This is a genomic window from Paenibacillus radicis (ex Gao et al. 2016) (assembly GCF_014641555.1).
Taxonomy (GTDB): domain Bacteria; phylum Bacillota; class Bacilli; order Paenibacillales; family Paenibacillaceae; genus Pristimantibacillus; species Pristimantibacillus radicis.
Genome location: NZ_BMHY01000002.1, coordinates 251733 through 276680, shown reverse-complemented (window position 1 = coordinate 276680; position 24948 = coordinate 251733). Strand labels below are relative to the sequence as shown.

The window sequence follows — 24948 nt, the reverse complement described above, 5'->3', positions numbered from 1 at the left end:
TATTCCGATGTTTGCGATGGCATCACTGAGCAGCAGCGAACTAAATTTCGCTACTGGAGAACCTAGGTTCACGAAATGCGAAAATTGTTTCGCTATCTTATATATCGAACCGCACGCCTCTTCCTATAACGAATTTCGCTTCTTTATATAGCGAACCAGCTTCGCTGTGTGGGTTCCCATCGCTGTAGCTTGAAAGATTCACTCAGCATTACTGTTTATTCCAACAAACTTTGTCCATCACATCACATCCCATAGCATTTCATTTCACCATACTTCCCTCGCACCACTGGTAACCGCCGATGTGTGACTGAACACTACAGTTTCGGTAGCAGCGCAGTGCGGAAAACTAATCGGATACTAAACCTGCACACGCAAAAAAAGAGAGACGCACTCGTCTCTCCCCAGTTAAATGTTGTTACTTTCTTCATTTCGTCCGAACTGCCGCCTTAAGCTCTCACCCATCAAGCCTTCGCTTCCGAGCGGCGCTTCACGACCTTCGCTTGGTACATTCGCCACCCTGTCAGCAAAGCCGCTGCCAAGCAGATACATGCGGATGTCGTAAACGCGACATGCATGCCAGCAAGAAAAATATCATCACGTCCCGGAATCAAACCGGTTACCCGATGACCCGCCTTGTTGCTCATTACATGGAATAATATTGTCGTAGCCAGCGTGATGCCAACAACCATCCCCACATTCCGCACCAATGAATTCACGCTGCCGGCTGAGCCCAATTGCGTACGCGGAACCTGCGACATAATAAGCGAATTGTTGGGCGATTGGAACAGGCCGCCGCCGATGCCAAGCATGGCAATCCATAGTCCAACGATTGGAACGGAGCTGCCTTCATGCAGCATCGCAAAACCAAATTGCGCGATAACCATCACGATCAGTCCAGCAAAGGTCAGCAGCTCGGACCCTATTTTATCCGACAAAGCCCCGCTTAACGGTGCGACGATAACCATGCAGATCGGCAAAAGCATAAGCAGAAATCCAGCATCAAACGGAGATAAGCCGAGCATGTTTTGCGCGTAGAATGGAGCAATAATATTAAAGGTAAAATTCGCGGTAAAAACGAGAAATCCGCATAAGATGCTCACTGAAAACAACGGATTGCTGAACAGCGACAGCTGGATGAGCGGATGCTCGCGTCTTTTCTCAACGACAAGAAACCAGACGAACGCCACTGCCGCAACAATTAATGAAAGAATGATTCCGGTATTGCTGTAGCCTGTCTGCTGCCCGAGCAGCAGTCCAGCGAATAACGCTACAATAAACACTGCAAATAATGCGCTGCCCGGCACGTCAATTCTCGCCTTCACTTTAATGAGATCACGAGGCAGCAGCTTCCAGCCCATAATAATGGCGACCACGCCGATCGGCACATTGACCCAGAAAATATATTCCCAGCCCAATGTGGATACGATAATACCGCCCAAGCTTGGTCCGGCAATGCTGCCTAGGGAAACAAAGGTGCCAATTAAGCCAAGCGCCTTGCCCCGCTCGTTAGCGGGAAAGATATCGGTGACGATCCCTTGGCTGTTCGCCATCGTCATCGAAGCGCCCAGTGCTTGCACGACTCTGGATGCGATAAGCAAAGGCAATGACTCGCTAAAACCGCATAACAGCGATCCAAAAATGAAAATAATAGTGCCGATTTTGAAAATCCGAATCTTCCCGACAATGTCGCCCAATTTTCCGAAAAACAGAATGGCTGCGCATATTGACATCAAATACGCCGTCGTCACCCACTCGATCTGAGCAATCGGCAGCCCCAGCTCCTTGGATAAAACCGGCAGCGCAATGTTGACGATACTCCCGTCCAGCGTTGCCATAAAAGTAAACAGGTTCATAACGATAAGAATGATCCAGCGTCTGCCCTGGATTTCCTTATCCTCCTGATACGTACTCACGTTAGCGTGCAAGGGAATCCCCCTTTCAATTGTTCCAATCCTTATTCTAGTTGCGCACGCAACTAAAACGACAACCTCAGTGTATGTCATTTTAGTTGCGCGCGCAACAACTTTACGATACGATGAGAAAAAGGAGGCTCCATTATGAAAAAAGAGCCGATCGGCAAGCTCATTTCTTACGTTCACCGGCAGAACTTAAAAATTCTATCCAAAGCACTGGCCCCTTATGGCATCGGCAGCGGCGGACAACATAGTTTCCTGAAGACCATTCTTCAATCGCCCGGCGTGACGCAGGACCAGCTCACCCAGTTATTGAAGTTCGATAAAGCGACAACGGCAAGATCCGTTAAGCAATTGGAGCAATCCGGCTACATTGAGCGGCGTCCTGACCCTAACGACAGACGCTCCCATCTGCTGTATCCAACACCCCAAGCGGAGCAATTTCACCCTATCTTGAAGTCCATTTTGAAACAAACGAATATGAACTTAATTTCCAATCTGTCTTCGGATGAAGAGGAACAGCTTATATTTCTGCTGCAAAAGGTTAGCCGGCAATTAAATGAAGATTAGCGTTATGCTCCGGCATAATTAGCTTAAACAGAGCCCTCCCGGCTAATACAAGACAATTATGTAAGAGGCTTTCGGGGTTGCATACTTACTCTTCATTTGATAGAATACAGAACGAACGTTCAGTATTATTGAGGGTAAATTTTCACCTCGCACGATCTTTGAATCGGAGTGCTGTCATATGAATAAAAAACAATTGCAAAGCGAGCAGACGAAAAAACGGGTGGCGGACGCCGCGCGGGCATTGTTTGTCAAAAAAGGCTATAAGGCGACCTCTATTGAAGAAATCGTGGAGGCGACCGGCAGCAGTAAAGGCAATATTTATTACCATTTCAAGAGCAAGGAAGGCCTCTTCCTCTATTTGCTGGATGAGTGGGAACGGGATTGGGAACAGAGCTGGCTGAAGCGTGAGTCCCAGTACCAGACGACTGTTGAAAAGCTTTATGGCTTAGGGGAGCAGCTCGTTCTGGAGGACTTGAATCACCCGCTAACTAAAGCGGCGGATGAGTTTTTCAACAATGAGGAGAAAGCGAATGATGTTGAGGAACGAATCGACGAGCTCGTCTCCGGACATCTTAAATTCAATCAGAAGCTCTTGCAGCAAGGGATCGACAGCGGTGAATTTAGAGCGATCGACGTCGAGAAGCACGCTATCGTGCTGGAGAGCCTTATTCTCGGTCTTGGACAAATGCTGCGCAAAAAAACGTCCGATGATGCGATCGGTGTTTACAAAACAGCGATTGAGACGCTGCTAATCGGTATCGTTAAACCCACCGTTTAATTTTTTTACTCAATTAAACGAATAGCTTTTACACAACTTTTACAAAACGAACGTTCAGTATTATTCGATAGTAGTATTGCGATTTATTTTCTGCACCGCATGAGGGTTTATACCCTCCAAAAGCTTGCAGGCCCGTACATCTTATGTAGAAATTTGGAGGCTTACATCCATGTCTTTATTGCTGAAAAACCGGGGAGCTATTCTGCTCCTCATGCTCAATATTTTTCTCGTCTTTACCGGAGTAGGTCTCGTTATTCCAATTATGCCGACCTATATGACCGAGCTTCACATTAGCGGCAGCCTAGTCGGCATGCTTGTGGCCGCTTTTTCCGTCACACAACTGCTATTCTCCCCTCTTGCGGGCAGATTGTCCGATACGCTCGGGAGAAAAAAATTAATCGTCGCAGGCATGCTTGTATTTGCCGCATCAGAATGGCTATTCGGAGCTGTCAGCTCGCCTTGGCTGCTATTCGTCTCCAGAATGCTCGGCGGAGTTGGCGCCGCTCTAATCATGCCATCTGTTATGGCTTATGCCGCAGATATGACAACAGTAGAAGAACGGGCAACCGGTATGGGCTTCATCAACGCCGCGATTACGACCGGCTTCATCATTGGCCCCGGTATCGGCGGCTACCTGGCTGAATTCGGCATGCGCGTGCCTTTCTACGCTGCAGCCGGCGCCGGAGTGTTCTCCGCAATCATTACGATTCTCGTCTTGCCGGAATCACTAGCCTCGAAAGCGAAGAAAACCGCTAGTTCGGACGCCGCGAATCAAGCACTGGCTCCGGCAGCGGCGAAACAGCCAGGTGTGGTATCTCAAATGACCCACTCCTATCGTGAGCCTTATTTTTTAAGTCTCATTATCGTCTTCGTCATGTCCTTTGGCCTGGCGAATTATGAAACCATCTTCGGCTTGTTCGTCGATCATAAATTCGCTTTTACACCGAAAGATATCGCCTTTATTATTACGTTTGGCTCCATTGCCGGAGCAGTCGTCCAAGCGACCGTGTTCGGACGGATATTAAACCGCTTTGGCGAAAAAGCTGTTATCTCCTTCTGTCTGCTGATGGCAGGGCTGTTCATTCTTCTTACGTTGTTCGTTCACACTTATCTGTTAATCGTAGCCGTCACGTTCATCGTCTTCTTGTCCATCGATATTTTGCGTCCGGCTATCGGCACCCAGATGTCGAAGATGGCACAAGAGCAGCAAGGTTATGTGGCCGGTCTGAACTCGGCCTTCACCAGCCTTGGCAATATTGCCGGACCGATCGTCGCCGGGCTCCTGTTCGACGTGAATTTGAATTTCCCATACATTTCTGCCGCAATCATTCTTATCCTTTGCTTCTTCTTGTCCCTTAGAGCCGGCAAAGGCCGTAGCCGTCAGACTAATACGATGTAATGATCATAATAAGGCGTTGCAGGGCGGATAACCTCCCTGCAACGCCTTTTTTGACTTGCGATTCAAGCGCAGCTGCTCGCCGTTGCTCCTATACCCTTCCTCTAGCCAGATAAGGTTCAAAATGTAAATGTGCATTTTGATCTACCCTAAAAGGCCATAAAATCGCTATCAAAATGCAAAAGTACATTTGAAATCGCTGAATTTTGCCTTATTGAGGCATTTTAGAGCGATCAACCTGCACATTTACATTTTGATGCTCTAAATCGCCGATTTAACGGCTGACAACATGCACTTTTACATTTTGATACGCCAATCCATTAATTGTGTGCAGCATTGACACAGCAATTGACTCCAGTGCGTTATCTCCAGTTATCCGAACCAGCATTTTGATCTCACTATATTGCAGGATACCACGATTAGCGTTAGCGAAATATATCGAGTTCAAGCTGACGCTATAGTTAAGCTTAGACTTCCGGGAAAGCCCCGTTTTCCGCTCGCCCACTCTTCGTTAAACCTTAACCATTCGCCGGAGCGAATAAATAGTTCAGTACCGCTGCTGCTTCCTCCGGTGAACGGTGAGCTTGCACGACTTCGTTGACATCAAACTTGTTGCCGTCAGGATCATAGAACACAAAATTAATGCCGCAGCTTCCTCGGTCCTGAAGCTCTTGAACGTTAACGCCTCCTGTGCGGAGACGGTCATAGATATGCTCAATCTCCCTCACTTCAAACGTAAACCGGAACATTTCGTATCCTAGCTTATCGCGGAATTGGCTGTGGAAGTCGCCTTCCGTTTCAACCAGATGCAGCCATTGCCCTTCCGCCAGCTTCAAAATAGCGTGCTCGCCTCCCGGAGGGTAGGGCATCGCCCACTCCAGCCCAAAATGCCGCTGCCACCATGCCGCTGAATCTAACGGATTTTTTACGGGCACATAAACCGAACAGACCGCCCTCATTGCATTTTTCCATCCATCTTTCGAAAGCTCCGTCATCGCAATCCGCTCCTCTTAACCCGTTATTCATATCTTTACCTCTTAATAAACGCAGCAATTTGCAAAAACCAAACAGAACCTCCAGAATTATTTATTCGCGTGATATCACGCTAAACCCATTGCCGTCGGGATCACGAAATACAAACTGCAATTCCGCCCCAACGCGCTTGAGCCGGGAAAGTCGCAGCCCTGTTTCGTTCACCCCGATATAAGCGCGGCAAATCGCCTCCGGATCACGCTTGCGGAAAGCGTCTACCAGCGCATCAATTCGTACGGAAGTCCCTCCGTTAACAACAACCGACGATGCGACCGGCTCCGGCGATTCTCGTTGCTGTCCAGCCAGCATTCTCAGCCTTGCCCGCGCCCGCCCCAGTGTGACCTGTACGGTAGACTCCTTCATATGCACATACGCTGCCGTCTCCTTAGCCGTAAATTCAAAGACATCCATCAACAGCAAAATGACACCCATCCGAGGCGCAAGCCGCCCAACGAGAAGCTCCAACAGTTCGAGAGTCGAAAGCTGCGAATCTGCCTCTCCCTGCCCTTCCCGCTGCACAAGCGGTATGGTCTGCAGCTTTTGCTTTTGCTTTTGCTTTCGCTGCCGATCGATCCAGGTATGCTTTACGATTCGATACAAGTACGCTTTCGTAACGACACGCTCCGGCTCTTTCCGAACCGCCTCAACCAGCTTTAGCGATGCCTCCTGCGACAGATCCTCGGCGTCCCAGCGATTGGCCGCTATATTTGCACTATATCTAGCTATCAGCGTTTTCCAGTCCATTATTATCCATTCCACCTCACCCCGCCAATTCCTCCTTTCGCAACGTTCACTCTCTCTTCAACTTCTATATTGCATTTCTCTTGATACAGTTGATACAATGTAAACAAATAATACCGTAATAAAATTCTGTTCGATAGAAAGGAATTCCATGTCGACTTATCCTTATTTCCGCATTAAAGAAGATATTAAAAAAAGAATTTTAGAAGGAGAATGGCTTGGCGATACGCGCCTGCCATCCAGCCGCGATTTCGCTGAAGCCTATAAATCTAGCGTCAATACGGTGGAAAAGGCGATTAAAGAGCTATGCGAGGAAGGCATGCTGCGAAGAGACAAGCGCCGCGGCACCTATATCGAGAACGGCGTCTCCTCCCCAATGGGGCAAAGCCGATCCGGACTTATAGCCGCATCCGTCGTTGGCATCGACAACCCGCTATGGGCTTCTGCATTAAGAGGCATTCAAGATGTGCTGCAGCTGCGAGGCTTTCACTTGCTCAGCTATAGCGATGACCGCGACCTCGACAAGCTGGAATCGCTGATCAAAGGTGCGGTAGCCAAGCGGGTAGACGGCGTTATTCTCAGTCCCATCTACGATCATAACCACGAGGAGCGCAACCAGCGTCTGTATGACTTGCTGAAGAACAACGGCATTAAAGTTATTTTCCTCGACCGCTATATGTACAATAGCGACATCCCGTTTGTCACAAGTGACAACGCGGCTGGCGCCTACCAATTAACCAAATTGCTTATCGATAAAGGACATCGCCGCATTCTCTTTATCCGCAACTCCGATCTGAGCACATTTAACGAACGTCTCCTTGGCGTGAAGCAAGCTTTTCTGGATTCCGGCATTGCATTCGACCCTGCACTGGATGTCCTGCTGCCAACCCAATCTGAGAACTTCGCCGATGAATTCGAGACCTACAGCTCCAAACTGGCTTCTCTTATTACCGAAAGCGGCTGTACGGCGATTTTCTCCGCCAATGACCAGCTGGCCGAAGCAGCGATTTCCGCTCTGGACAAGCTGAAGTTGCGCATACCTGAGCATATCTCGCTAGTGACCTATGATGCGCTCAATCTCAACTTAAAGCTGAAGCTGGACATTACCGGCGTTAATCAGCCCTTCTACGATATGGGGCGTACAGCTGCGCTTCAACTGATGAATTTGCTCGAAGGCAAGGAGCATCTGTCTGTACTTGGTCAAATATGCAAAGGCGAGCTTAACCAAGGAAGCTCTATCGGCAAGGCGCTGCAATCAGCCCGCGAATAAGCAGCTCATATCAATAGAACCATGAAAGAGACTGGATTATCATCCGGTCTCTTTTTGTATCATCTGTATTACTATAATTAATATTTATATTTAATTATTGACACAGAAATCATTCAGATTTATGATAAGGCTGTCAAATAACACAACTTTTCTTCATCTGTATCAGATTGTTGATACAATAACACATTGAAAATCGCGCTCATCATGAATTAGCTTGCCTCTAGTCCGCGATTATTGCTCCAATTGTAAGCGCTATCGTTCGTCTTTCGAACGAAGCCTGCAATATATTTTATGATCATTAAGGGGGTAACGCAGTGCAAAAGCGGTATAGCAAGGTGTTTATGATCTTATTGGTGTCCATTATGATGACAGCGCTTGCTGCAGGTTGCGGGAACGGGTCAAACAAAGGAAACGGCGGCAGTTCTTCCGAGCCTGCGCAAACGAATGATTCGAAAGGAAAGGAACCCGCAAGCTCAGGTAAAAAAGAAAAGCTCGTTTATTATGGATTTTCCGAATGGACAGCTGATCCGGCTATCGCTCCCGTTCTGGAGGAACTGAAAACGAAGTTTGCAGCTGAGAATCCAGGCTACGAGGTAGAGTTCCAAAGCGACCCATGGGGAAGCTGGGAAACGAAATACAAAGTCATGTTCGCCAGCGGCAACGGACCGGACGTCTTCATCGTCAACAATCCGGATTTCCCGGCTTTCGCCAATTCCGGCTACCTGCTTGATCTGGGCGCATCGCTCGGCGAAGACGCCTTCAAGGACTTCTTCCCTGGCATCCTGTCCATGTACGACTGGAGCGGCAAGCATATGGCGCTTCCGTATACGACCGATGCACGCGTTCTCTGGTATAACAAAGAAATATTTAAGCAAGCCGGACTCGATCCGGAAAAACCGCCAGCCACTTGGAGCGAGCTTAAACAATACGCTGCGCAAATTACAGAAGCAACTGGCGGGAAAGTGGCGGGCTTCGGCATGGATCTTGGTCTGAAGGAGTTCCCGTCCCAAAGCCTGTTCACTGCATCCCCTGGCTCCATTATTGAAGTGAAGGACGGCGCTATTACGCCAAACGTCAATACGCCGGAGTTCAAAGGCTACTTGCAGCTGCTGGCTGATATGAAGCCTTCTTACGAAGCGGATTATGCGACGCTGGATCATCTGAAGCTGGGCACGCTGTTCGCTCAGAAAAAGGTAGCGATGGTCATCGCAGGCACTTGGATCACCGATCAGAACCCGGATTTGAAAGGCGCAGACTTCTACGGGCAAGCGCTCGTTCCGAAGATGGATGCTAATGCACCGGACGGCTCGTTTGGCGGCGGCTTCGGCATCGCCGTAGCAGCAAATACGAAGCATCCGGAAGCGGCTGCCAAGCTGGCTCAAATGTTAACCTCGGTTGACTTCAACGCCCGGACCATGACGGACGTGCCGGCCAACAACGCATCGCTTGCCGTATCTAAATTTGCTACCGATCCGGCCTATGCGATTTTTCAAGAACAAATCAAGTTCGCAAGACAATCACAGCCAAAAACGCTCTATTACAAAGAAATCGACTCGGCTGTCTACGACACCGTGACGAAAGTAATCGTCGGCAACCTAGCAATTGATAAAGCTATCGCTGATCTTGAGAACAAAATCAAAGAAATTGCAGCACAAAAATAAACGGAACGGGGCAGAGCGCGTTAACCCGCCTCTCCCCCTCTCCCTAAAGCCAGAAGCCAGGAGACATGTATATGACAGATAAGCGGCTGCTTCGCAAATTTGTTCCTTACCTCTATTTATTGCCTTCGCTGGCGGTCATCGTCAGCTTGTTGGCCTATCCCTTGTTTTACAATTTATACGTCAGCCTTCATCGCTGGCAGCTAAGCAAGCCCGACAAGCCGTTCATCGGCTTAGCGAACTTCAAGGATATTCTCACCGACGATATATTCAAGCATGTATTGCTAACGACGATTATATGGACGGTATGCGGCGTTATATTGCAGATGGCGGCTGGACTGCTGTCGGCTTTATTCGTGGACGAGAGAAGGAGAAGCAAAGGTGTTCTTCGTTCCGTGCTCCTTCTGCCCTGGGTATTGCCAGGCGTCGTGACCGCTTTAATGTGGAGCTGGATGCTCCAGTCGGATATGGGGATCGTGAACGATATTCTCCGCTACCTGCATCTGATTGATAAAGATATATCTTGGCTGGGGCCGGATATGGCGCTTGGCACCCTTATTTTCGTCAACACCTGGAAGGCGTTTCCGTTCTGGTTCCTCATGCTGCTTGCCGCGCTTCAGGACATTCCGGACGACCAGCTCGAAGCAGCCCGCATCGACGGTGCCCGCTGGTTCAGCATCGTTCGCTACATTAAGGTGCCGCATCTGACACCTATAATCGGAGCAACCGGCGTCATTACGACGATCTGGACGCTGAATTATTTCGATCTGATCTGGGTGACAACGAAAGGCGGCCCAATGGATGCGACCTCTACCCTTCCCATCTACACCTACCGGCTCGCTTTTGAGTTTTTTGACTTCGGTAAATCCTCAGCCATGGCGCTGATCAGCTTGGTCATTATCGGCATTATTTGCTCGCCCTATATGCGCGCCATGCTGAGATCGGTTAAGGAGTGAGCATCATGAAAGCCATAAAGAACATTTGGAATACAGTAATTATCGCCGGCATTATGGTCATCATTTTATTTCCGCTATATTGGCTGTTCGTTACTTCGGTGAAAAAATCCGATGAAATCTTTCGCGATCCCGCAACTTTGATTCCGAATATTTTCACCTTTGAGCATTACAAAGCCGTGTTTCAAGGTTCGGCTATTCCGACCTACTTTCTTAATTCCGTCATTAATACGGCTGGCACCGTACTCATCGTGCTCGTCATCGCGAGCTTTGCAGCCTATAGCATGACCCGCTATGCGTTTAAGGGGAAGCTGGTTTATTTTACCGTTATCCTATTCGCTCAAATCATGCCGCTCACGACGCTGATCGTGCCGCTGTATGTGATGTGGGGCAAGCTGAACATGCTCAACACGCATGCCAGCATTATACTTACCAACTGTGCCATTTTGCTGCCGATGGCCATCTGGCTATTGACCGGCTATTTCAAAAGCGTGCCTAAAGACATCGACGAAGCGGCGAAAATCGACGGCTCCTCCTCGCTGGGCATCCTGTTCCGCATGGTACTGCCACTGGCCCGTTCTGGTCTGGTAGCAGTAGGCTTGACCGTCTGCATCACCGCTTGGCAAGAAATGATGATCGCCATGACCTTTATCAATTCGGATCAGATGCGTACATTGCCTGCAGGCATCAACACATTCATTACGAAATCCGGCATCCAATGGGGCCCTTTAAATGCAGCGGGAATTGTCACGACCTTGCCTGTCCTGCTCGTATTCGTCATCTTCCAGAAAGCGCTCGTTAAAGGTCTTACCGCCGGCGCAACCAAAGGCTAGCACTCGATTCATTCCACTATCATACCTGCCCATCAGGTTTCCGGAGGCGTTCATCTTGTACGAGAAAGAGAGATTATTTCATATTGAAAAATGGATGAGGGAAAAAGAGAATTTGCTGTACCGCCCTCTTGGCCCTGTCGACTTCACCTACTCGCCATCGGACAACTGGCTTTCTCTTGAGGATGCCGGCTTGCTTCCTTATGAAGCGATTCAACCCCGGACAGAATGGGGAAAAACATGGCAGTACGGCTGGTTTAAAGCGGTAGTTCAGCTTCCGCGAGAAGCTGCGGGCAAGCGTGTCGAGCTCCGGCTAAACCTGGGCTCCGAGACCACCGTCTATGTAAACGGCAAACTTGCCGGAGCTATCGATCTCCAGCATAAGACCATTACCTTGGCAAGAGAAGCGGTCCCGGGCGATATCTACGAGATCGTTGCGGAAGCTTATGCGGGGCATGACCGGGATCTGCCTGTATATCAGCAATCCCGTATCGCCGTGCTTAACGAGGAGCTGTATCAGTTTTTCATCGATTTGGAGGCGCTGTATCAGCTTCGAACCGGCATCGGCTCCGCCCCGCTGCGGGCGAGCGAAATCGATAAAGCGTTCGACCGGCTCATTACTGAACTAGACTGGAGCAGAAGCGGCGATGAGCTTGAAGCAACTGCCCGTCAGGGCCGGGAAGTGCTGGAGCCGCTGCTGGCATGCGTCAACGGTTCAACGGCGCCCAAGCTGTTCATGATGGGGCAATCCCATCTGGACATCGCTTGGCTGTGGCCGATCGAGGAGACGAAGCGGAAGATTGCCCGTACGTTGTCCAACCAGCTTGCGTTGCTGGAGGAATATCCGGAATACAAATATGTGCAAAGCCAGCCGTATTTGACCCATTTGACCAAAGAGCTGTATCCCGAATTGTACGAACGGATCAAGCGTTACGTCGCGGAAGGCCGCATCATCATGGAAGGCGGCATGTGGGTGGAGCCCGATGCCAACATCCCTAGCGGCGAAAGCTTCGTTCGCCAGTTCCTTTATGGCAAAGCCTTTTTACGAGAGGAGTTTGGCGTAGACAGCCGGATGCTGTGGCTGCCCGATGTGTTTGGCTACTCCGGCAACCTGCCGCAAATTATGCAAAAATGCGGCGTCGATTACTTCGCTTCGGTCAAAATGTTTCAAACCTACGACAACGTCGGAGACACCTTTCCCCATAACACGTTCACTTGGGAAGGCATTGACGGCTCGACCGTACCGGTTCACTTGCTCGACTACGGTCCGTATCCGAATCCGGCGGACGTCAGCTACGCCCTCTTCCAATGGAATGAGCGCGTACAGAAATACGGCATATCGACCCGTCTTGTGCAATTCGGCTACGGGGATGGCGGCGGCGGCGCGAACCGCAATGACCTTGAATTTCTAAGACGGATGAAGGATCTCGAAGGCGTGCCGCGTACGGCAATCAGCTCGCCGATCGATTACTTCGAGGATTTGGAGCAGCGCGGCATGCCGGCTAATCGCTATGTGGGAGAGCTTTATTATTCCGCGCATCGCGGTACGTTTACTTCCCAGGCGAAAATGAAACAGGGCAACCGATCCGCGGAAGCTGCTCTGAAGGAAGCCGAGCACATGAGCACGCTTGCTGCTCTCTCTGGCCGCACGCCGTATCCGAAGGCTCAGCTTGATGCAGCATGGAAGGAGCTGCTGCTGCTTCAATTCCATGATATTTTACCGGGTACGTCCATTCGCCGGGTGCATGAGGAAGCTGAGAAAGCTTATGAGGCTTTGCTAGAATCGATTGCTGAAATCAGCCATTCCGCAGCAAAAGCCATTATGGATGCTGAACGGGCTGACAGCAGCATTCGTACGAACGAAAGTGTCACGTTATTCAATGTGCTCCCATGGGACCGGACGAAGATAACCGAGCTGCCTGACGAATTCTCCGGCGCGACGGACAGTCTAGGCCGTATGCTCCCCGTTCAAAGCGATGGCGGCAAGCTATACGTGCGGGCAGAGCTGCCGGCAAGCGGCTATATTTCGCTGGAGTCCGCTGCTGGTCTTTCTGTGAACGCTGGCTCCGCCGCTCAAACAAGCTCTGTTCAAGCTGCTGCTGACCGGTTAGAAAACGATCAATTGCTCGTTACATTCAATGATCGCGGAGAAATCATCCGTATTTGGGACAAAGAGAGCCAATCCGAGTGGACACACGGGATCAGCAACCGGTTCCGCATGTTCCGAGATCAAACATCGAGCTATGATGCGTGGGAGCTGGACCGGCGGTATAGGGACGCCGAGATGGCACTCCCCGAACCGGCTCATATTACAGTAACCGGCAACGGGCCGCTATTCGCCGAAATCCGGATCGAGCGCAAGCTGAATGAGTCCACGCTCATCCAGACCGTTCGTCTGCATGCAGACAGCCGCCGCGTCGAATTCCATACTTCGATCGATTGGAAAGAAAGCCACAAGCTGCTGAAGGTTGGCTTTGACGTTAATCTGCATACGACAGAAGCGCTGCATGAGATCCAATTCGGGCATGTTAAACGTCCGAACCACTATTCGAGGCCGCATGACGCGGACCGTTATGAAGTGAGTCAGCATCGTTGGTCCGCTTTTGTCGAAGGCGACCGCTGCTTCGCACTGCTTAATGATTGCAAATACGGCATTAATACACTGGGAAAAGAAATGAATTTGACGCTGCTCCGTTCCCCGGACTATCCGGACGGACTCGCCGATCAAGGGATGCATACCTTCACTTACTCGTTCCATGTGTGGAATAAAGGCTTTGCCAGCAACCCTGTAATCCGGGAAGCGGCGGAGCTCAACGCTCCTGTGCTTTCTATGCCTGGCAACTCAGGCATTTTCCGCGGACTAGTATTGGCTGGGAAAGCGAATATTATCGTTGATACGGTCAAAATGGCCGAGGATGGCTCCGGAGCGATCATCGCCCGGCTCTATGAATGCAAGGGCATGTCGACGAGCAGCTCCATTACTTCCAGCTTTGGATTTACCGATATCCGGGAAACCGATATGCTGGAGGGTCTGGAGACAGCGGCGGGTGACGTTGCGGCCGGCATCAAGCCGCTTGCCTTCGATGCTTCGGCCAACGAAGCGACGCTGCATTTCACGCCATTCGAAGTGAAGACGATCCGAATTACGCCAGCTTAATGATTGAAAAGACCGGGGTTTCGGCAGCAGTTGCCGAAACCCCGGTCTTTTTCTCATCGCTATGCAGATGTCCAGCTTACAACTCTTCCAGCCATTCGCCATCTTCCGGTATAAGAACTTGATGCAGCAGCCCTTCCCCTTCCAGCTGAGTTCGCAAATCGGATCTCGTCGTATAACAATGGTTGATCGCATCCATATGGACGGCAACGACTTTCGTATACGGTGCGTGACGGCAAACGCTGGCAACATCAGCCCCATCCATTGTAATCGGATCGCCTTCTATAAATCGGGCGCCTCCGGCATTCACAACCGTTACATCGGGATGATAACCGTGAAGCGCATCTTTCACTTCGCTGCACCAGATCGTATCCCCCGCAATATAGATGGAAGGCTCGCCTTCTGCTTGAAGCAGGAAGCCTGACACCGGACCCATCATTTTACCAATGTCGCCTGTGCCATGCTGCCCTCCGAACCGTCGGATAGAAATACCCCGAAAGCTTGCCGTTTCTTGAATTGGCGTAACATGGCCGAAACCTGCTTCAGTGATTGCTGCTTCATCCCCCGGCTGGCATAAAATCGGAGTCGCGTGCGGAATCGCTTGCCTTGCTGCCTCATCCCAATGATCATTATGCAAGTGCGTAATTAGTACAGCGTCCGGCAGGGCATCCGCTTCATAAGCCGCAGGGAGCGGCACCAACGGATTTCTCCGGTCATTTGCCGTATTGATAATAGGCGGACTTGATTCCGCTTCCGAGAGCATCGGATCGAGCAGCAGTTCTACTCCTGCATATTGCAGCCTTAACGTGGCATTCCGGATTAATTGCAGCTTCATCGTACTACACCTCTTCATCTATAGTTGGTCATTTCATTGATTATCGTTCTGATCTCATTATAAAATAAGAGGCAATAAGGCTTACATAACCTCATGAAACAATTAGCCGGTTATGACTTTCACGCTGAAAGGAATTCAAGTATGCCAAGCACCGAACCAACCATAGACGAAATTGATCTTCGGATTTTGAACAGCTTGCTGGAGGATGCGACCCGCTCCCATAAAGCAATCGGCAAGCTTGTTCATTTGACCGGTCAAGCAGTAGGAGCCCGTATCCGCAAGCTTCAGGACATGGGCATCATTGAAGGCTATACGTTAAGGTGGAACCCCGAAAAGCTCGGACTTATGATTTCTGCGTTTATTATCGTATTTTTGCAGTCAACTGAGGCCCACCAATCGCTGCAAAAATATATCCAGCGGACCGATTGGATTACGGAGGCACATCGTGTTAGCGGGGAAGGCTGCTATTGGCTGCGTGCGCAGGCCGCTTCAACAGAAGCCTTAACCGCTTTTTTGGACGAGCTGCTGCAATACGGCAACTATAAAATCAGCATTTCCATCGGGAAATTGAAATAGACGAATTTTGCTGCCCGGAACAAGAAAGAGAGACTGTCCCAAGTTAATAGAGGGACGCCTCTCTTTTTTTGAATAATCCTCTGAAGTGGCTCTCCGAGCCGCGCGGTATGCTAATCAAAATGCAAATGTACATTTTGGTTGGCCTTTAAATGCCTCAAATCGCTGTCAAAATGCAAAAATACATTTGAAATCCGCTATTTTCGCCTCTAAGAGGCTATTGGGGCCGATCAACCTGCACTTTTGCATTTTGATGCGATAAATCGCTCATCAAGCGGCAAACAAACTGTACTTTTACATTTTGATTTGTGACCCTGCCCATTCATGCAGCCGAAACGAATTGTTAGCGATGATTCGGTCCTTAAGGCACCTTCACGACAAACGGCACGGTGAATACTTTGCCGTCCTGCTGAAATTGCCCCCATATTTTATACACGCCGCTGTGCGGGAATGTCGTCTTAAAGACGGCATCCGGTCCTGACGATTGTTCTTCCGTCGGATGAACGTGTAAATATTGCTCTGCATCCTCGCTTAAAATAACGACATGTCCTACCGCACCCAAGTAAGGCTGCAGATTATCAATCGGCTTTTTGGTGGTAGCATCGGCAATGTGGAAGTTCAAGCTGAGCTCCATATTCGCCATCAAATGGTCTATCGAGAGCGTCACCTGCTTGCCATCCACTGTCTTAACCAGTTGCTCGTCCGGCACAATTGTTTTCAGCGCAGGCGCCTTGCCTTGAACAGTCATCCACTCGCTCCGGTTAAGCGCACTGCCTCCCTGAAGCTTAAAGTCCGCAATCCATTTGTATTCACCGGCAGCAGGCAGGCTCGTCGTTATACTGAACTGGCCTCCGCCCTCATAATCAGGGTGAATATGGCTAAAGTAGGATAAATCCTTGCTGACGATAATCAGATGCATTTTTTTCTCGTGCACGGTATCAAAAGCATCGTAAGGCTCACCATCGGGCGCTTGAATCCGGATCTTGACGACGAAGTCCTCATTTGGCTGAACAGAATCATTCGAGTAGGAAAACAGTGCTTGAGCATTGGAAATGGCCTCCTCTTCCGAACCGCCGTTTTCCTCATGCCCTTCATGCTGACCGCTGCTCTCGCTATTGCCGCTGCTATGGCTTGTACCATGATTCATCGCGGGCTCGTCGGATTTGCCTCCGGATTGCCCGCATCCCGCAAGCAGCAGAACAGCTGCCAGCGTCGATATGAATATTACTCGTTTCATAGCGTCCTCCTCGTCATTTCTCTGCATCAGCTTCGCCTTTCCTGCTCGTATCTATTCGTTACCGTTTTAACCGCTGCAGCCGCAGCGCGTTCAACACAACAGAAACGGAGCTTAGTGCCATTGCAGCTCCCGCCACCCAAGGCGCCAGCAAACCAATCGCCGCAATCGGAATGCCCAGCGTGTTATAGCCAAGCGCCCAGAACAAGTTCTGTTTGATGTTGGCCATCGTTTTCCGGCTCATATAGATTGCATCAGCAATACCTGTAAGCTCGCCTCGCATCAACGTAACGTCTGCTGCTTCCATCGCAATGTCCGTACCGGTTCCGATGGCAATACCGACATCCGCCGTTGCCAGCGCTGGGGCATCGTTAATGCCGTCGCCGACCATGGCCACTTTCTTGCCCTGTGCCTGCAGCCGCTTCACTTCCTCGGCTTTACCCTCCGGCAGCACTTCGGCCAACGTACGCTCAATACCTACCTGACGCGCAATCGCTTCTGCCGTCCGTTTGTTGTCGCCCGTAATCATAATGACTTCAATGCCCATCTGCTTCAGCTTCGCAATGGCTTCCTTGGACGATTCCTTTACCGTATCCGCGACAGCAACGATCCCGGCATACCGGCCGTTAATAGCCGCAAGCATCGCGGTCTTCCCCTCGGATTCCAATCGTTCCATGCGTTCGCCAGCGTTTCCGAAGTCGATCTGTTCCCGTTGCATCAATCTGCGCGTCCCCACGAGCACTTTCGCTCCTCCAGCCGCAACAGCTTGAATGCCGTAGCCCGGAATCGCTCCAAATTGTTCGATAGACGGCAGCACGATACCTTTTGCCGCTATGCCTGCAACGATCGCTTCCGCCAGCGGATGCTCCGATTGCTTCTCCGCTGCCCCGATTAAGCCAAGCGCCTCAGCTTCATCCATCCCTTCAATGAATACATCCGTCAGCTCTGGTTTACCCTTCGTAACGGTGCCGGTTTTATCGACGATAACCGTCTGCACTTTCTCCATCGCCTCGAGATGCTCTCCGCCTTTGAACAAAATGCCAAACTCCGCGGCACGGCCTGAACCGGCCATGATCGACGTTGGTGTTGCCAGCCCTAACGCACATGGACAAGCAATTACGAGTACGGCTATAGCTTTCTCAAGCGCACCTGCAAATTCTCCTGGTTCAACAAGCAGGAACCAGATCAGGAAAGTCAGAAGGGCGATACCTACCACAATCGGAACGAAAATGCCTGATATTTTATCCGCAACACGCTGAATTTCCGCCTTAGAGCCCTGCGCTTCCTCAACGACTTTAATAATTTGCGCCAATGCTGTTTCTTTTCCGATCCGTGTTGCTCTTATCGTAAGCCGGCCGTTTTTGTTAACCGTTGCCCCAATTACGGTATCTCCGGCTTGTTTCTCAACCGGCAGGCTTTCACCCGTAAGCATCGACTCATCCACAGCCGAAGCCCCCTGAACAACCTCACCGTCAACCGGAATTTTCTCGCCCGGCTTCACTAGTACCATATCACCGACCAGTACGTTCTCGACTGGTATAGCCAGCTCTTGCCCGTCACGAATGACGACAGCTGTTTTCGCCTGAAGCCCCATCAGCTTCTTAATGGCTTCCGACGTCCGGCCTTTCGCCAATACTTCGAACAGCTTGCCTAATATAATTAAAGTAATTAGAACTGCACTGGTTTCGAAATAGAGACTGGGAGCACCGCCGCCATGCCCGTGCGTCGTTGCCGCTGCGCTCCATTGAAACGTCAGATACAGGCTGTAAAAATAAGCCGCCGACGTTCCCAGCGCAACCAATACGTCCATATTCGCGCTCTTATTACGCAGCGCTTTATAAGCCCCGGTGTAAAAATGTCCGCCGATGACGAATTGCACAGGCGTTGCCAGCGCCAGCTGCACCCACGGATTCATCAGAAAATCAGGCAAGTAAATCCATGATGTGAATGAGAAATGGCTCACCATTGCCCATAGCAGCGGCAAAGATAGGACGGCCGATACGAGCAGCTGCAGCTTTTTGTCACGCAGCTCCTTTTGCTTCTTCTCCTCGCCCGATTTGCCCTCTTCCTTCACGACCGCTTGATAGCCGAGCTGCACAACTTTATCGGTCATCGCTTGCTTGCTTACTTCCGCTGCATTGTACTCCACATGTGCCGTCTCCATGGCGAAATTGACGGTAGCTTTCGTTACGCCAGGCAGCTTATTCAAGCCCTTCTCTATACGGTTAGCACAGGCTGCGCAAGTCATCCCGCCAATATCTAGCGTAGTCTGTTCCTGTCTAGTGGATTGTTCCAAAGCAATCACCTCTCTCCACATACCCTAAGGGGGTATATTTGATTCAAAAAAAATATGCTGCATATTAATTTCATCACTATTGGTTTAAAAAAGAGCCGCTTGCGCGGCTCGGTGTTAACCGACTACGTCGTAGCCTTGATCCTCGATAGCCGCTTTAATGTTATCCAGCGTAACTTTAGACTCGTCGTATTCGACTGCAACAGAGCCTGCCGACAGATTGACTTTGCCGGTCGCGCCAAGCTTTTGAACGGCACCCTCCACCGAATTTACGCAATGATTGCAGGACATGCCCTGTACTTTCAAATTTGCTGTCGTCATTTTTAATAGCCTCCCATTATTTAATTAGTTTATTCATCGTGACCATAAGCTCTCTAATCACGTCATTGTCGCCTTCTTGTATCCGTTCGATTACACAGCTATTCAAATGGTTCTCCAGAAGAAGCTTTCCTACGCTGTTAAGTGCTGACTGTATCGCTGCGATCTGATTAAGGACGTCGTCACAATAGGTGTCCTTCTCGATCATTCCCTTAACACCGCGAATTTGCCCCTCAATCCGGTTCAGCCTGGAAACCATATTGCTCTTCGTTTTGTCCGAATGGTGGCTCTTTCGCTCAGAGCCTGTATGGCAGCTTGCTTGTTCCAACGTTTCAACCTGTTCATCAAGCTCTTGATGCGCCATCTGCATAACCTCCTTTCGAAAATAAATATACCATACCCCCCTGGGGTATTTCAAGGGGTGTTTTATTTCTTTTTTATAAGCTTATTTATTTACAGGTTTGTTTATAAGCTGTTCATCTGCTTTTTATTAGCGGCTCGATTAATTTCTTAATCCGCTTATTCGTATCATTGCCGGCCGTCTGTACTTCTATAAGGCATTAAATTAGATGTTCCGCGATTCGCACTACAATTGGGGCAAACGCTTTATCAGGCATTGCTGCTTAGGATTCCAGCAGATTAACCCGCTCCCTGCTCTCGTTCTTCTTATATTGCGTCGGAGATTCCCCCATCGTACGGGTGAACAGAATAGTAAAGTAATTCGCATTCTCATAGCCTAAAAAACCGGCAATCTCCGCTACCTTCATCTCGGTGTTGACGAGCAGCCGCTTCGCCTCACCCATGCGCCGATACAACATATAGTTGATGGGCGAATCATTGTATTTATGTTTGAACACATGCGAAAGATAATAAGCGTTCATGTGAAAATGCTCCGCAATATCTTTCAATTGCACATGTCTTAAGTAATTCAAGTCAAGGTATTCCTTAATCTGGACCGCCAGAGAATCGGGGTCACGGTCTTTGACGGCAGTCTGATCGATCTGAACCAGCCGCTGAATCCAGGTAATAAGCGTAACCAGCAAGCTTTGCAAAACAATGCTGTGACCGCGTTCCTGCAGCGAGGACTCTTCATGTATCGATGCGAATATCATGCTGATTTTCCCCGCATACTCCCTCGTCTTAATATGCGGCGAGGCATTGCGCGGGATGAGATCATGCTCGCAAATACCTTCGATATTGGGATTGGCTACACCGCAATAATAAAGGGTGAGCGGGCAAATCGGCGAGGAGCATTCCTCATGAAGGACCCCCTGATTATAAATAAGCAGATCGCCCTGCTGGACAGCATACGGCTGTCCGTCGATTTTGATGACACCTTCGCCTTCAGCTATAAACACCATTTCGCTGAGATCCTTATGCTGATGGCTCGGAAAGCTCCACTTCGGATTTCCGCTTATTTTACCAATGTAGACTAACGTTGGGGACACTGCTGCCATTTTCGCCGGTGCTCCTTTTATGTACCGCGTTCGTTACTGCTCCATTAAATCGCACCGGACATCAAAAAGCAATATCTATAATATTTTCTTTAAATGAAGCCAAGATATTTTATTGTTTTGCAAGGTCAATGCTTTTATGATTAGCTTACGTTTTTTCAAAACGACCATTCAGAATGCAGCTATGCACCAGGCTGTAAATTCGTCACATAAAAGGAGAGTTTTCAACGATGGCAACAATAAATTCGCCCTTTACTTTGAAGGGGCTGACGCTCAAAAACCGGATTGTCATGCCTCCAATGTGCCAATATTCGGTGACTGCCAAAGACGGTATTCCAACGGATTGGCATTTCGTTCATTATGTATCCAGAGCAGTGGGCGGTGCCGGTCTCATTATCGTGGAAATGACCGACGTCGAGCCAGACGGCCGAATTACCGACAAGGACCTCGGGTTGTGGTCCGATGAACATATTCCAGCCTTTAAACGAATCGTGGATGAGGTTCATAAATATGGAGCCAAAATCGGTGTTCAAATTGCCCATGCAGGACGTAAAGCTGAGGACGCGGCACAACCTGTCGGCGCTTCTGACGTTCCGATTCAAGGAGAAAACCGTAAAGCGCCTCGAGCGCTGAGCACGGATGAAGTAAAAGCGATTGTGGTTAAATATAAAGAGGCAGCAAGACGCGCAGTCGAAGCCGGCTTCGATACGATTGAGCTTCACGGTGCACACGGCTACCTGATCCATCAATTCCAATCCCCTGGCATTAATAACCGTACCGATGAATATGGCCAAAACTATGCCCGTTTCGGCGTAGAGGTGATTCAAGCCGTACGCAGCGTTATGCCTGCGGAAATGCCGCTTTTCCTGCGTATATCGGCTATTGAATATATGGACGGCGGCTATGATTTGGAGCATTCCATTGAGGTCGCCAAACAATATCGGGACGCGGGCGTTGATTTATTCCATGTATCGACCGGCGGCGAGGCGCCTCCCGGAGCCAAAAAACCTGGATTCCACCCTGGGTACCAAGTTCCTTATGCTCGCGCGTATCGGAAAGCGCTTGGCGTTCCGGTCATTGCCGTAGGCAACCTGGATGATGCATCACTGGCCGAGGCCACTTTGGCTAATGAGGATGCCGATCTCGTTGCGGTAGGGCGCGGCATGCTGCGCGACCCTTACTGGGCGCTTCATGCGATTCAGCAAATCGCCGGGGCTGGCGAACCTCCCGTTCAATACGAGCGAGCCTTCAAGCGATAATATAAATGTACAAAGAGGGTGTCCTTCGGCAGAATGATCTGCTGAGGACACCCTCTTTTTTTGGAGCTCTGATGCTTCATTGGTTATATTTTCGCCAGCTTGGCCATATCCTTGCTCTCTACAATAGCCGATGGATAGCCTTTCGTTACGGTATGAATCATCGCGAGACCCAGCTCTTCTAGCGAAATTGCATAGCTAGGCATAAGCCGCCTAACTACAGGATAAAGCCAAGTAATCGCAGCATAGAAGCGGTGGGCGTTATGCAACCCCTTCGTCGGATGGATATAGGCTGGACGGAACATATAGGCTCCCTTGAAAGGCAGACGGATCAGGGCGTTTTCGGTTCTTCCTTTGACCCTTGCCCACATGCTCTTGCCCTGCTCAGAGGAATCTGCTCCGCTTGCGGACACATAGCTGAACACCATACCCGGATTGCGTGCAATAAGTGTCTCCGCCATATGGAGTGTCAGATCGTAAGTGACTTTGCTGTATGTCTGCTCGTTCATGCCGATTGACGAAACGCCTAGGCAAAAGAAGCAAGCGTCATAGGGGGCAAGCTGTTCAGCAATGGAGGACAAATCCAGGAAATCGGAATGGATGATTTCTTTTAGCTTGGGATGGCTCAACCCGCTGGGTTTGCGGCCGATAACCAGCACCTCCCGCACTTCGGAAGAGCGAAGGCATTCATGTAAAACGCCTTCCCCAATCATACCTGTTGCTCCTGTGAGGATTACTTTCATTTTTATTGATCTCCCCTTTTTCAGCTAATTAATAATCGAATAATCATTTATAAAAAGAAGGATAAAGCCACTCATTAGGCTTTAATCGCATCCCAGCTCATTCCAATAACTTGCTGCAGGCTTTCCTCTGTCACTTCCAGTTGATCTTTAAATTGCGCATGAGCCAACTGCGTGATCGGAAAATAACAATAAGTAAGCAAGAAAGTAGTCTCTACGGGCTTCAGCTCGCCGTTGCGCTTCCCTTTTTCTACAAAGTCGAACAACGGTGCAAACATCGGCGTCGTATCCTCTACGCATAGTTTTTGCATCAGAGGCGAAGTCGAAAACTGTTCAAGGAACATGAAATAATCCTTGTTCTCCATTATGAAGCCCATAGAATTGCGCATGAACAGCTCGCAAGCAGCTTTTACGCTCAGTCCGTCATGAATGCCTTGCATGAATCTTCTGCTCATCGCTTCCTTTACCCTCAGGTAAAGCTTGACCAGCATATCCTCCTTATTCTCAAAATAAACGTAGATCGTCGCTGCGGAAACGCTCGCCCGCTTGGCGATTTTGGACATCGAAATGTCCGAAAACCCAATCTCATTAAGCAATTGTATCGTTGCATGGAATATGGCTTCGCTTTTATTCTCGTCTTTATGTCTCATGCGCCTATAATAAACAATCGTTCGGTTAAAGTCAATGAGGAGGATGGTTGGTTGCTGTCGCATCCCATCCCCTTCCGCAGATCGATGCGGAGCGAACCTGCTTCGCTGCACTGGCCATAGTCGCCCCGCAACGAACTTACTTACGCTATTTTGCGAAGTAGCTTCGCTATTCTGCCCAGACCGGTACCGTGCGAACCTGCTTCGCTATATTACGAACCTACCTTCGCTATACGCATCTATTTCGGCAGGCCTTCGGCCTGGAGCGAACCCATTTTCGCTCTTCGTGAACCTAGGTTCTCCATTTGCGAAAATCAGTTCGCTGTAGCTCACAACTCCACAACTGAACGCCGCCGAGCGAATTTGGCTTCGCTATTTTGCGAACCTGCTTCGCTCCACTGGCCGTAGTCGCCCCGCAACGAGCTTACTTACGCTATTTTGCGAAGTAGCTTCGCTATTCTGCCCAGACCGGTACCGTGCGAACCTGCTTCGCTATTTTACGAACCTACCTTCGCTATGCGCACCTATTTGGGTAGGCTGATGGCCTGTAGCGAACCCATTTTCGCTCTTCGTGAACCTAGGTTCTCCATTTGCGAAAATCAGTTCGCTGTAGCTCTCAATTCCACAACTGGACGCCGCCGAGCGAATTTGACTTCGCTATTTTGCGAACCTGCTTCGCTCCACTGGCCATAGTCGCCCCGCAACGAGCTTATTTACGCTATTTTGCGAAGTAGCTTCGCTATTCTGCCCAGACCGGTGCCGAGCGAACCTGCTTCGCTATATTACGAACCTACCTTCGCTATACGCTCCTGCGCATAGCCAAGTGAAGCCAGCTTCACTTAGCCCCGCCACTTCGCCTATCCTTGCAGCTGCGCGAGTGCCGCCCGATACTTTTCCAGACGTTGGAGGTCTTCCGCAGACGGCTCCTTAATTCTGGACAAATCCATATTTTCTTGGATATCGGCAATCTTCACCCTTTTGGAAATAGGATTGGCAGCGGCGCGAGCAACAAAGGCATCATAGCTCTCACCCTCCTGTTTGGTAAGTCCCTGCACTGCCTCCACAATTTCTGCGGAAAAACCCAGCTGGCGCAACTGCTCGAGCGTCACATCGCTGTCTTCAACGACGTCGTGAAGAACAGCTGCTATTTTCTCCTCCATCGCACTCACTCGGTTCATGACCGCCAGCGGATGCAAAATATATGGCATGCCACCTTTGTCCGTTTGCCCTTTATGTGCTTGCAACGCAATGGAAATTGCTGTTTCGATATTCATCTTAACGATCAACTCCTGCCCTAATTACA

At 49.8% G+C, this 24948-nt stretch carries 22 protein-coding genes; 10 read left to right on the top strand and 12 right to left on the bottom strand.

From position 1 onward, the window contains the following. Positions 1-461: 461 nt before the first annotated feature. Positions 462-1925 (bottom strand): MFS transporter, encoded by a 1464-nt coding sequence (locus IEX98_RS06830; protein WP_229692020.1) that lies wholly within the window; start codon positions 1923-1925, stop codon positions 462-464. A gap of 132 nt (positions 1926-2057) precedes the next feature. On the opposite strand from IEX98_RS06830, the gene IEX98_RS06825 reads away from it, so the two are divergent. The 3 genes from IEX98_RS06825 to IEX98_RS06815 all read left to right on the top strand — a co-directional run bounded on the left by IEX98_RS06825 (position 2058) and on the right by IEX98_RS06815 (position 4660). Then, the gene (locus tag IEX98_RS06825; RefSeq protein WP_188888190.1) at positions 2058-2483 is read left to right on the top strand and encodes a MarR family winged helix-turn-helix transcriptional regulator; all 426 of its coding nucleotides are present in this window, start codon (positions 2058-2060) and stop codon (positions 2481-2483) included. Between the two features lie 178 nt (positions 2484-2661). After that, positions 2662-3261 (top strand): TetR/AcrR family transcriptional regulator, encoded by a 600-nt coding sequence (locus IEX98_RS06820; protein ID WP_188888189.1) that lies wholly within the window; start codon positions 2662-2664, stop codon positions 3259-3261. A 169-nt stretch (positions 3262-3430) separates the two neighbouring features. Beyond that, the gene (locus tag IEX98_RS06815; RefSeq protein ID WP_188888188.1) at positions 3431-4660 is read left to right on the top strand and encodes an MFS transporter; all 1230 of its coding nucleotides are present in this window, start codon (positions 3431-3433) and stop codon (positions 4658-4660) included. A 515-nt stretch (positions 4661-5175) separates the two neighbouring features. On the opposite strand, the gene IEX98_RS06810 is transcribed toward IEX98_RS06815, so the two are convergent. Both IEX98_RS06810 and IEX98_RS06805 read right to left on the bottom strand, forming a co-directional pair. Continuing rightward, entirely contained in the window at positions 5176-5652 is a 477-nt protein-coding gene (locus IEX98_RS06810; RefSeq protein ID WP_188888187.1) for a VOC family protein, read from the bottom strand. 91 nt (positions 5653-5743) lie between these two features. After that, positions 5744-6433: a sigma-70 family RNA polymerase sigma factor gene (locus IEX98_RS06805; protein ID WP_188888186.1), complete on the bottom strand. Its 690-nt coding sequence runs from the start codon at positions 6431-6433 to the stop codon at positions 5744-5746. A gap of 148 nt (positions 6434-6581) precedes the next feature. Here IEX98_RS06805 and IEX98_RS06800 point away from each other — a divergent pair, with 148 nt between their 5' ends. From IEX98_RS06800 to IEX98_RS06780, 5 genes are all read left to right on the top strand, one after another. Beyond that, on the top strand, positions 6582-7700 hold the full coding sequence (locus tag IEX98_RS06800; protein ID WP_188888185.1) for a GntR family transcriptional regulator: 1119 nt from the start codon (positions 6582-6584) through the stop codon (positions 7698-7700). A gap of 314 nt (positions 7701-8014) precedes the next feature. After that, complete coding sequence (locus IEX98_RS06795; RefSeq protein WP_188888184.1) at positions 8015-9361, top strand: extracellular solute-binding protein; 1347 nt, start codon at positions 8015-8017, stop codon at positions 9359-9361. A 71-nt stretch (positions 9362-9432) separates the two neighbouring features. After that, positions 9433-10314: a carbohydrate ABC transporter permease gene (locus IEX98_RS06790; RefSeq protein WP_188888183.1), complete on the top strand. Its 882-nt coding sequence runs from the start codon at positions 9433-9435 to the stop codon at positions 10312-10314. A 5-nt stretch (positions 10315-10319) separates the two neighbouring features. Beyond that, on the top strand, positions 10320-11144 hold the full coding sequence (locus IEX98_RS06785) for a carbohydrate ABC transporter permease (protein WP_188888182.1): 825 nt from the start codon (positions 10320-10322) through the stop codon (positions 11142-11144). 55 nt (positions 11145-11199) lie between these two features. Then, on the top strand, positions 11200-14298 hold the full coding sequence (locus tag IEX98_RS06780; protein WP_229692019.1) for an alpha-mannosidase: 3099 nt from the start codon (positions 11200-11202) through the stop codon (positions 14296-14298). 76 nt (positions 14299-14374) lie between these two features. On the opposite strand, the gene IEX98_RS06775 is transcribed toward IEX98_RS06780, so the two are convergent. Beyond that, a complete protein-coding gene (locus IEX98_RS06775) occupies positions 14375-15130 on the bottom strand; it encodes an MBL fold metallo-hydrolase (RefSeq protein ID WP_188888181.1) in 756 nt (251 codons plus the stop codon). A 141-nt stretch (positions 15131-15271) separates the two neighbouring features. On the opposite strand from IEX98_RS06775, the gene IEX98_RS06770 reads away from it, so the two are divergent. Further along, positions 15272-15706: an Lrp/AsnC family transcriptional regulator gene (locus IEX98_RS06770; protein ID WP_188888180.1), complete on the top strand. Its 435-nt coding sequence runs from the start codon at positions 15272-15274 to the stop codon at positions 15704-15706. 358 nt (positions 15707-16064) lie between these two features. On the opposite strand, the gene IEX98_RS06765 is transcribed toward IEX98_RS06770, so the two are convergent. The 5 genes from IEX98_RS06765 to IEX98_RS06745 form a co-directional block, all read right to left on the bottom strand. Then, on the bottom strand, positions 16065-16940 hold the full coding sequence (locus tag IEX98_RS06765; protein WP_188888179.1) for a hypothetical protein: 876 nt from the start codon (positions 16938-16940) through the stop codon (positions 16065-16067). 58 nt (positions 16941-16998) lie between these two features. Further along, a complete protein-coding gene (locus IEX98_RS06760) occupies positions 16999-19254 on the bottom strand; it encodes a heavy metal translocating P-type ATPase (RefSeq protein WP_188888178.1) in 2256 nt (751 codons plus the stop codon). 93 nt (positions 19255-19347) lie between these two features. Then, the gene (copZ, locus tag IEX98_RS06755; protein WP_188888177.1) at positions 19348-19551 is read right to left on the bottom strand and encodes a copper chaperone CopZ; all 204 of its coding nucleotides are present in this window, start codon (positions 19549-19551) and stop codon (positions 19348-19350) included. Between the two features lie 16 nt (positions 19552-19567). Beyond that, positions 19568-19912 (bottom strand): metal-sensitive transcriptional regulator, encoded by a 345-nt coding sequence (locus tag IEX98_RS06750; RefSeq protein ID WP_188888176.1) that lies wholly within the window; start codon positions 19910-19912, stop codon positions 19568-19570. Positions 19913-20171: 259 nt separating this feature from the next. Continuing rightward, positions 20172-21005, bottom strand: a complete 834-nt coding sequence (locus IEX98_RS06745; protein WP_188888175.1) for an AraC family transcriptional regulator — start codon at positions 21003-21005, stop codon at positions 20172-20174. Between the two features lie 227 nt (positions 21006-21232). Here IEX98_RS06745 and IEX98_RS06740 point away from each other — a divergent pair, with 227 nt between their 5' ends. Further along, the gene (locus tag IEX98_RS06740) at positions 21233-22261 is read left to right on the top strand and encodes an NADH:flavin oxidoreductase/NADH oxidase (protein ID WP_188888174.1); all 1029 of its coding nucleotides are present in this window, start codon (positions 21233-21235) and stop codon (positions 22259-22261) included. Between the two features lie 83 nt (positions 22262-22344). Here the strand turns inward: IEX98_RS06740 and IEX98_RS06735 are convergent, their stop codons facing one another. The 3 genes from IEX98_RS06735 to IEX98_RS06725 form a co-directional block, all read right to left on the bottom strand. Then, positions 22345-23001, bottom strand: coding sequence for an NAD-dependent epimerase/dehydratase family protein (locus IEX98_RS06735; protein WP_229692018.1), 657 nt, complete (start codon positions 22999-23001; stop codon positions 22345-22347). 74 nt (positions 23002-23075) lie between these two features. Continuing rightward, positions 23076-23711: a TetR/AcrR family transcriptional regulator gene (locus IEX98_RS06730; protein ID WP_229692017.1), complete on the bottom strand. Its 636-nt coding sequence runs from the start codon at positions 23709-23711 to the stop codon at positions 23076-23078. Positions 23712-24502: 791 nt separating this feature from the next. Continuing rightward, complete coding sequence (locus IEX98_RS06725) at positions 24503-24919, bottom strand: HD domain-containing protein (RefSeq protein WP_188888173.1); 417 nt, start codon at positions 24917-24919, stop codon at positions 24503-24505. Positions 24920-24948: the final 29 nt, after the last annotated feature.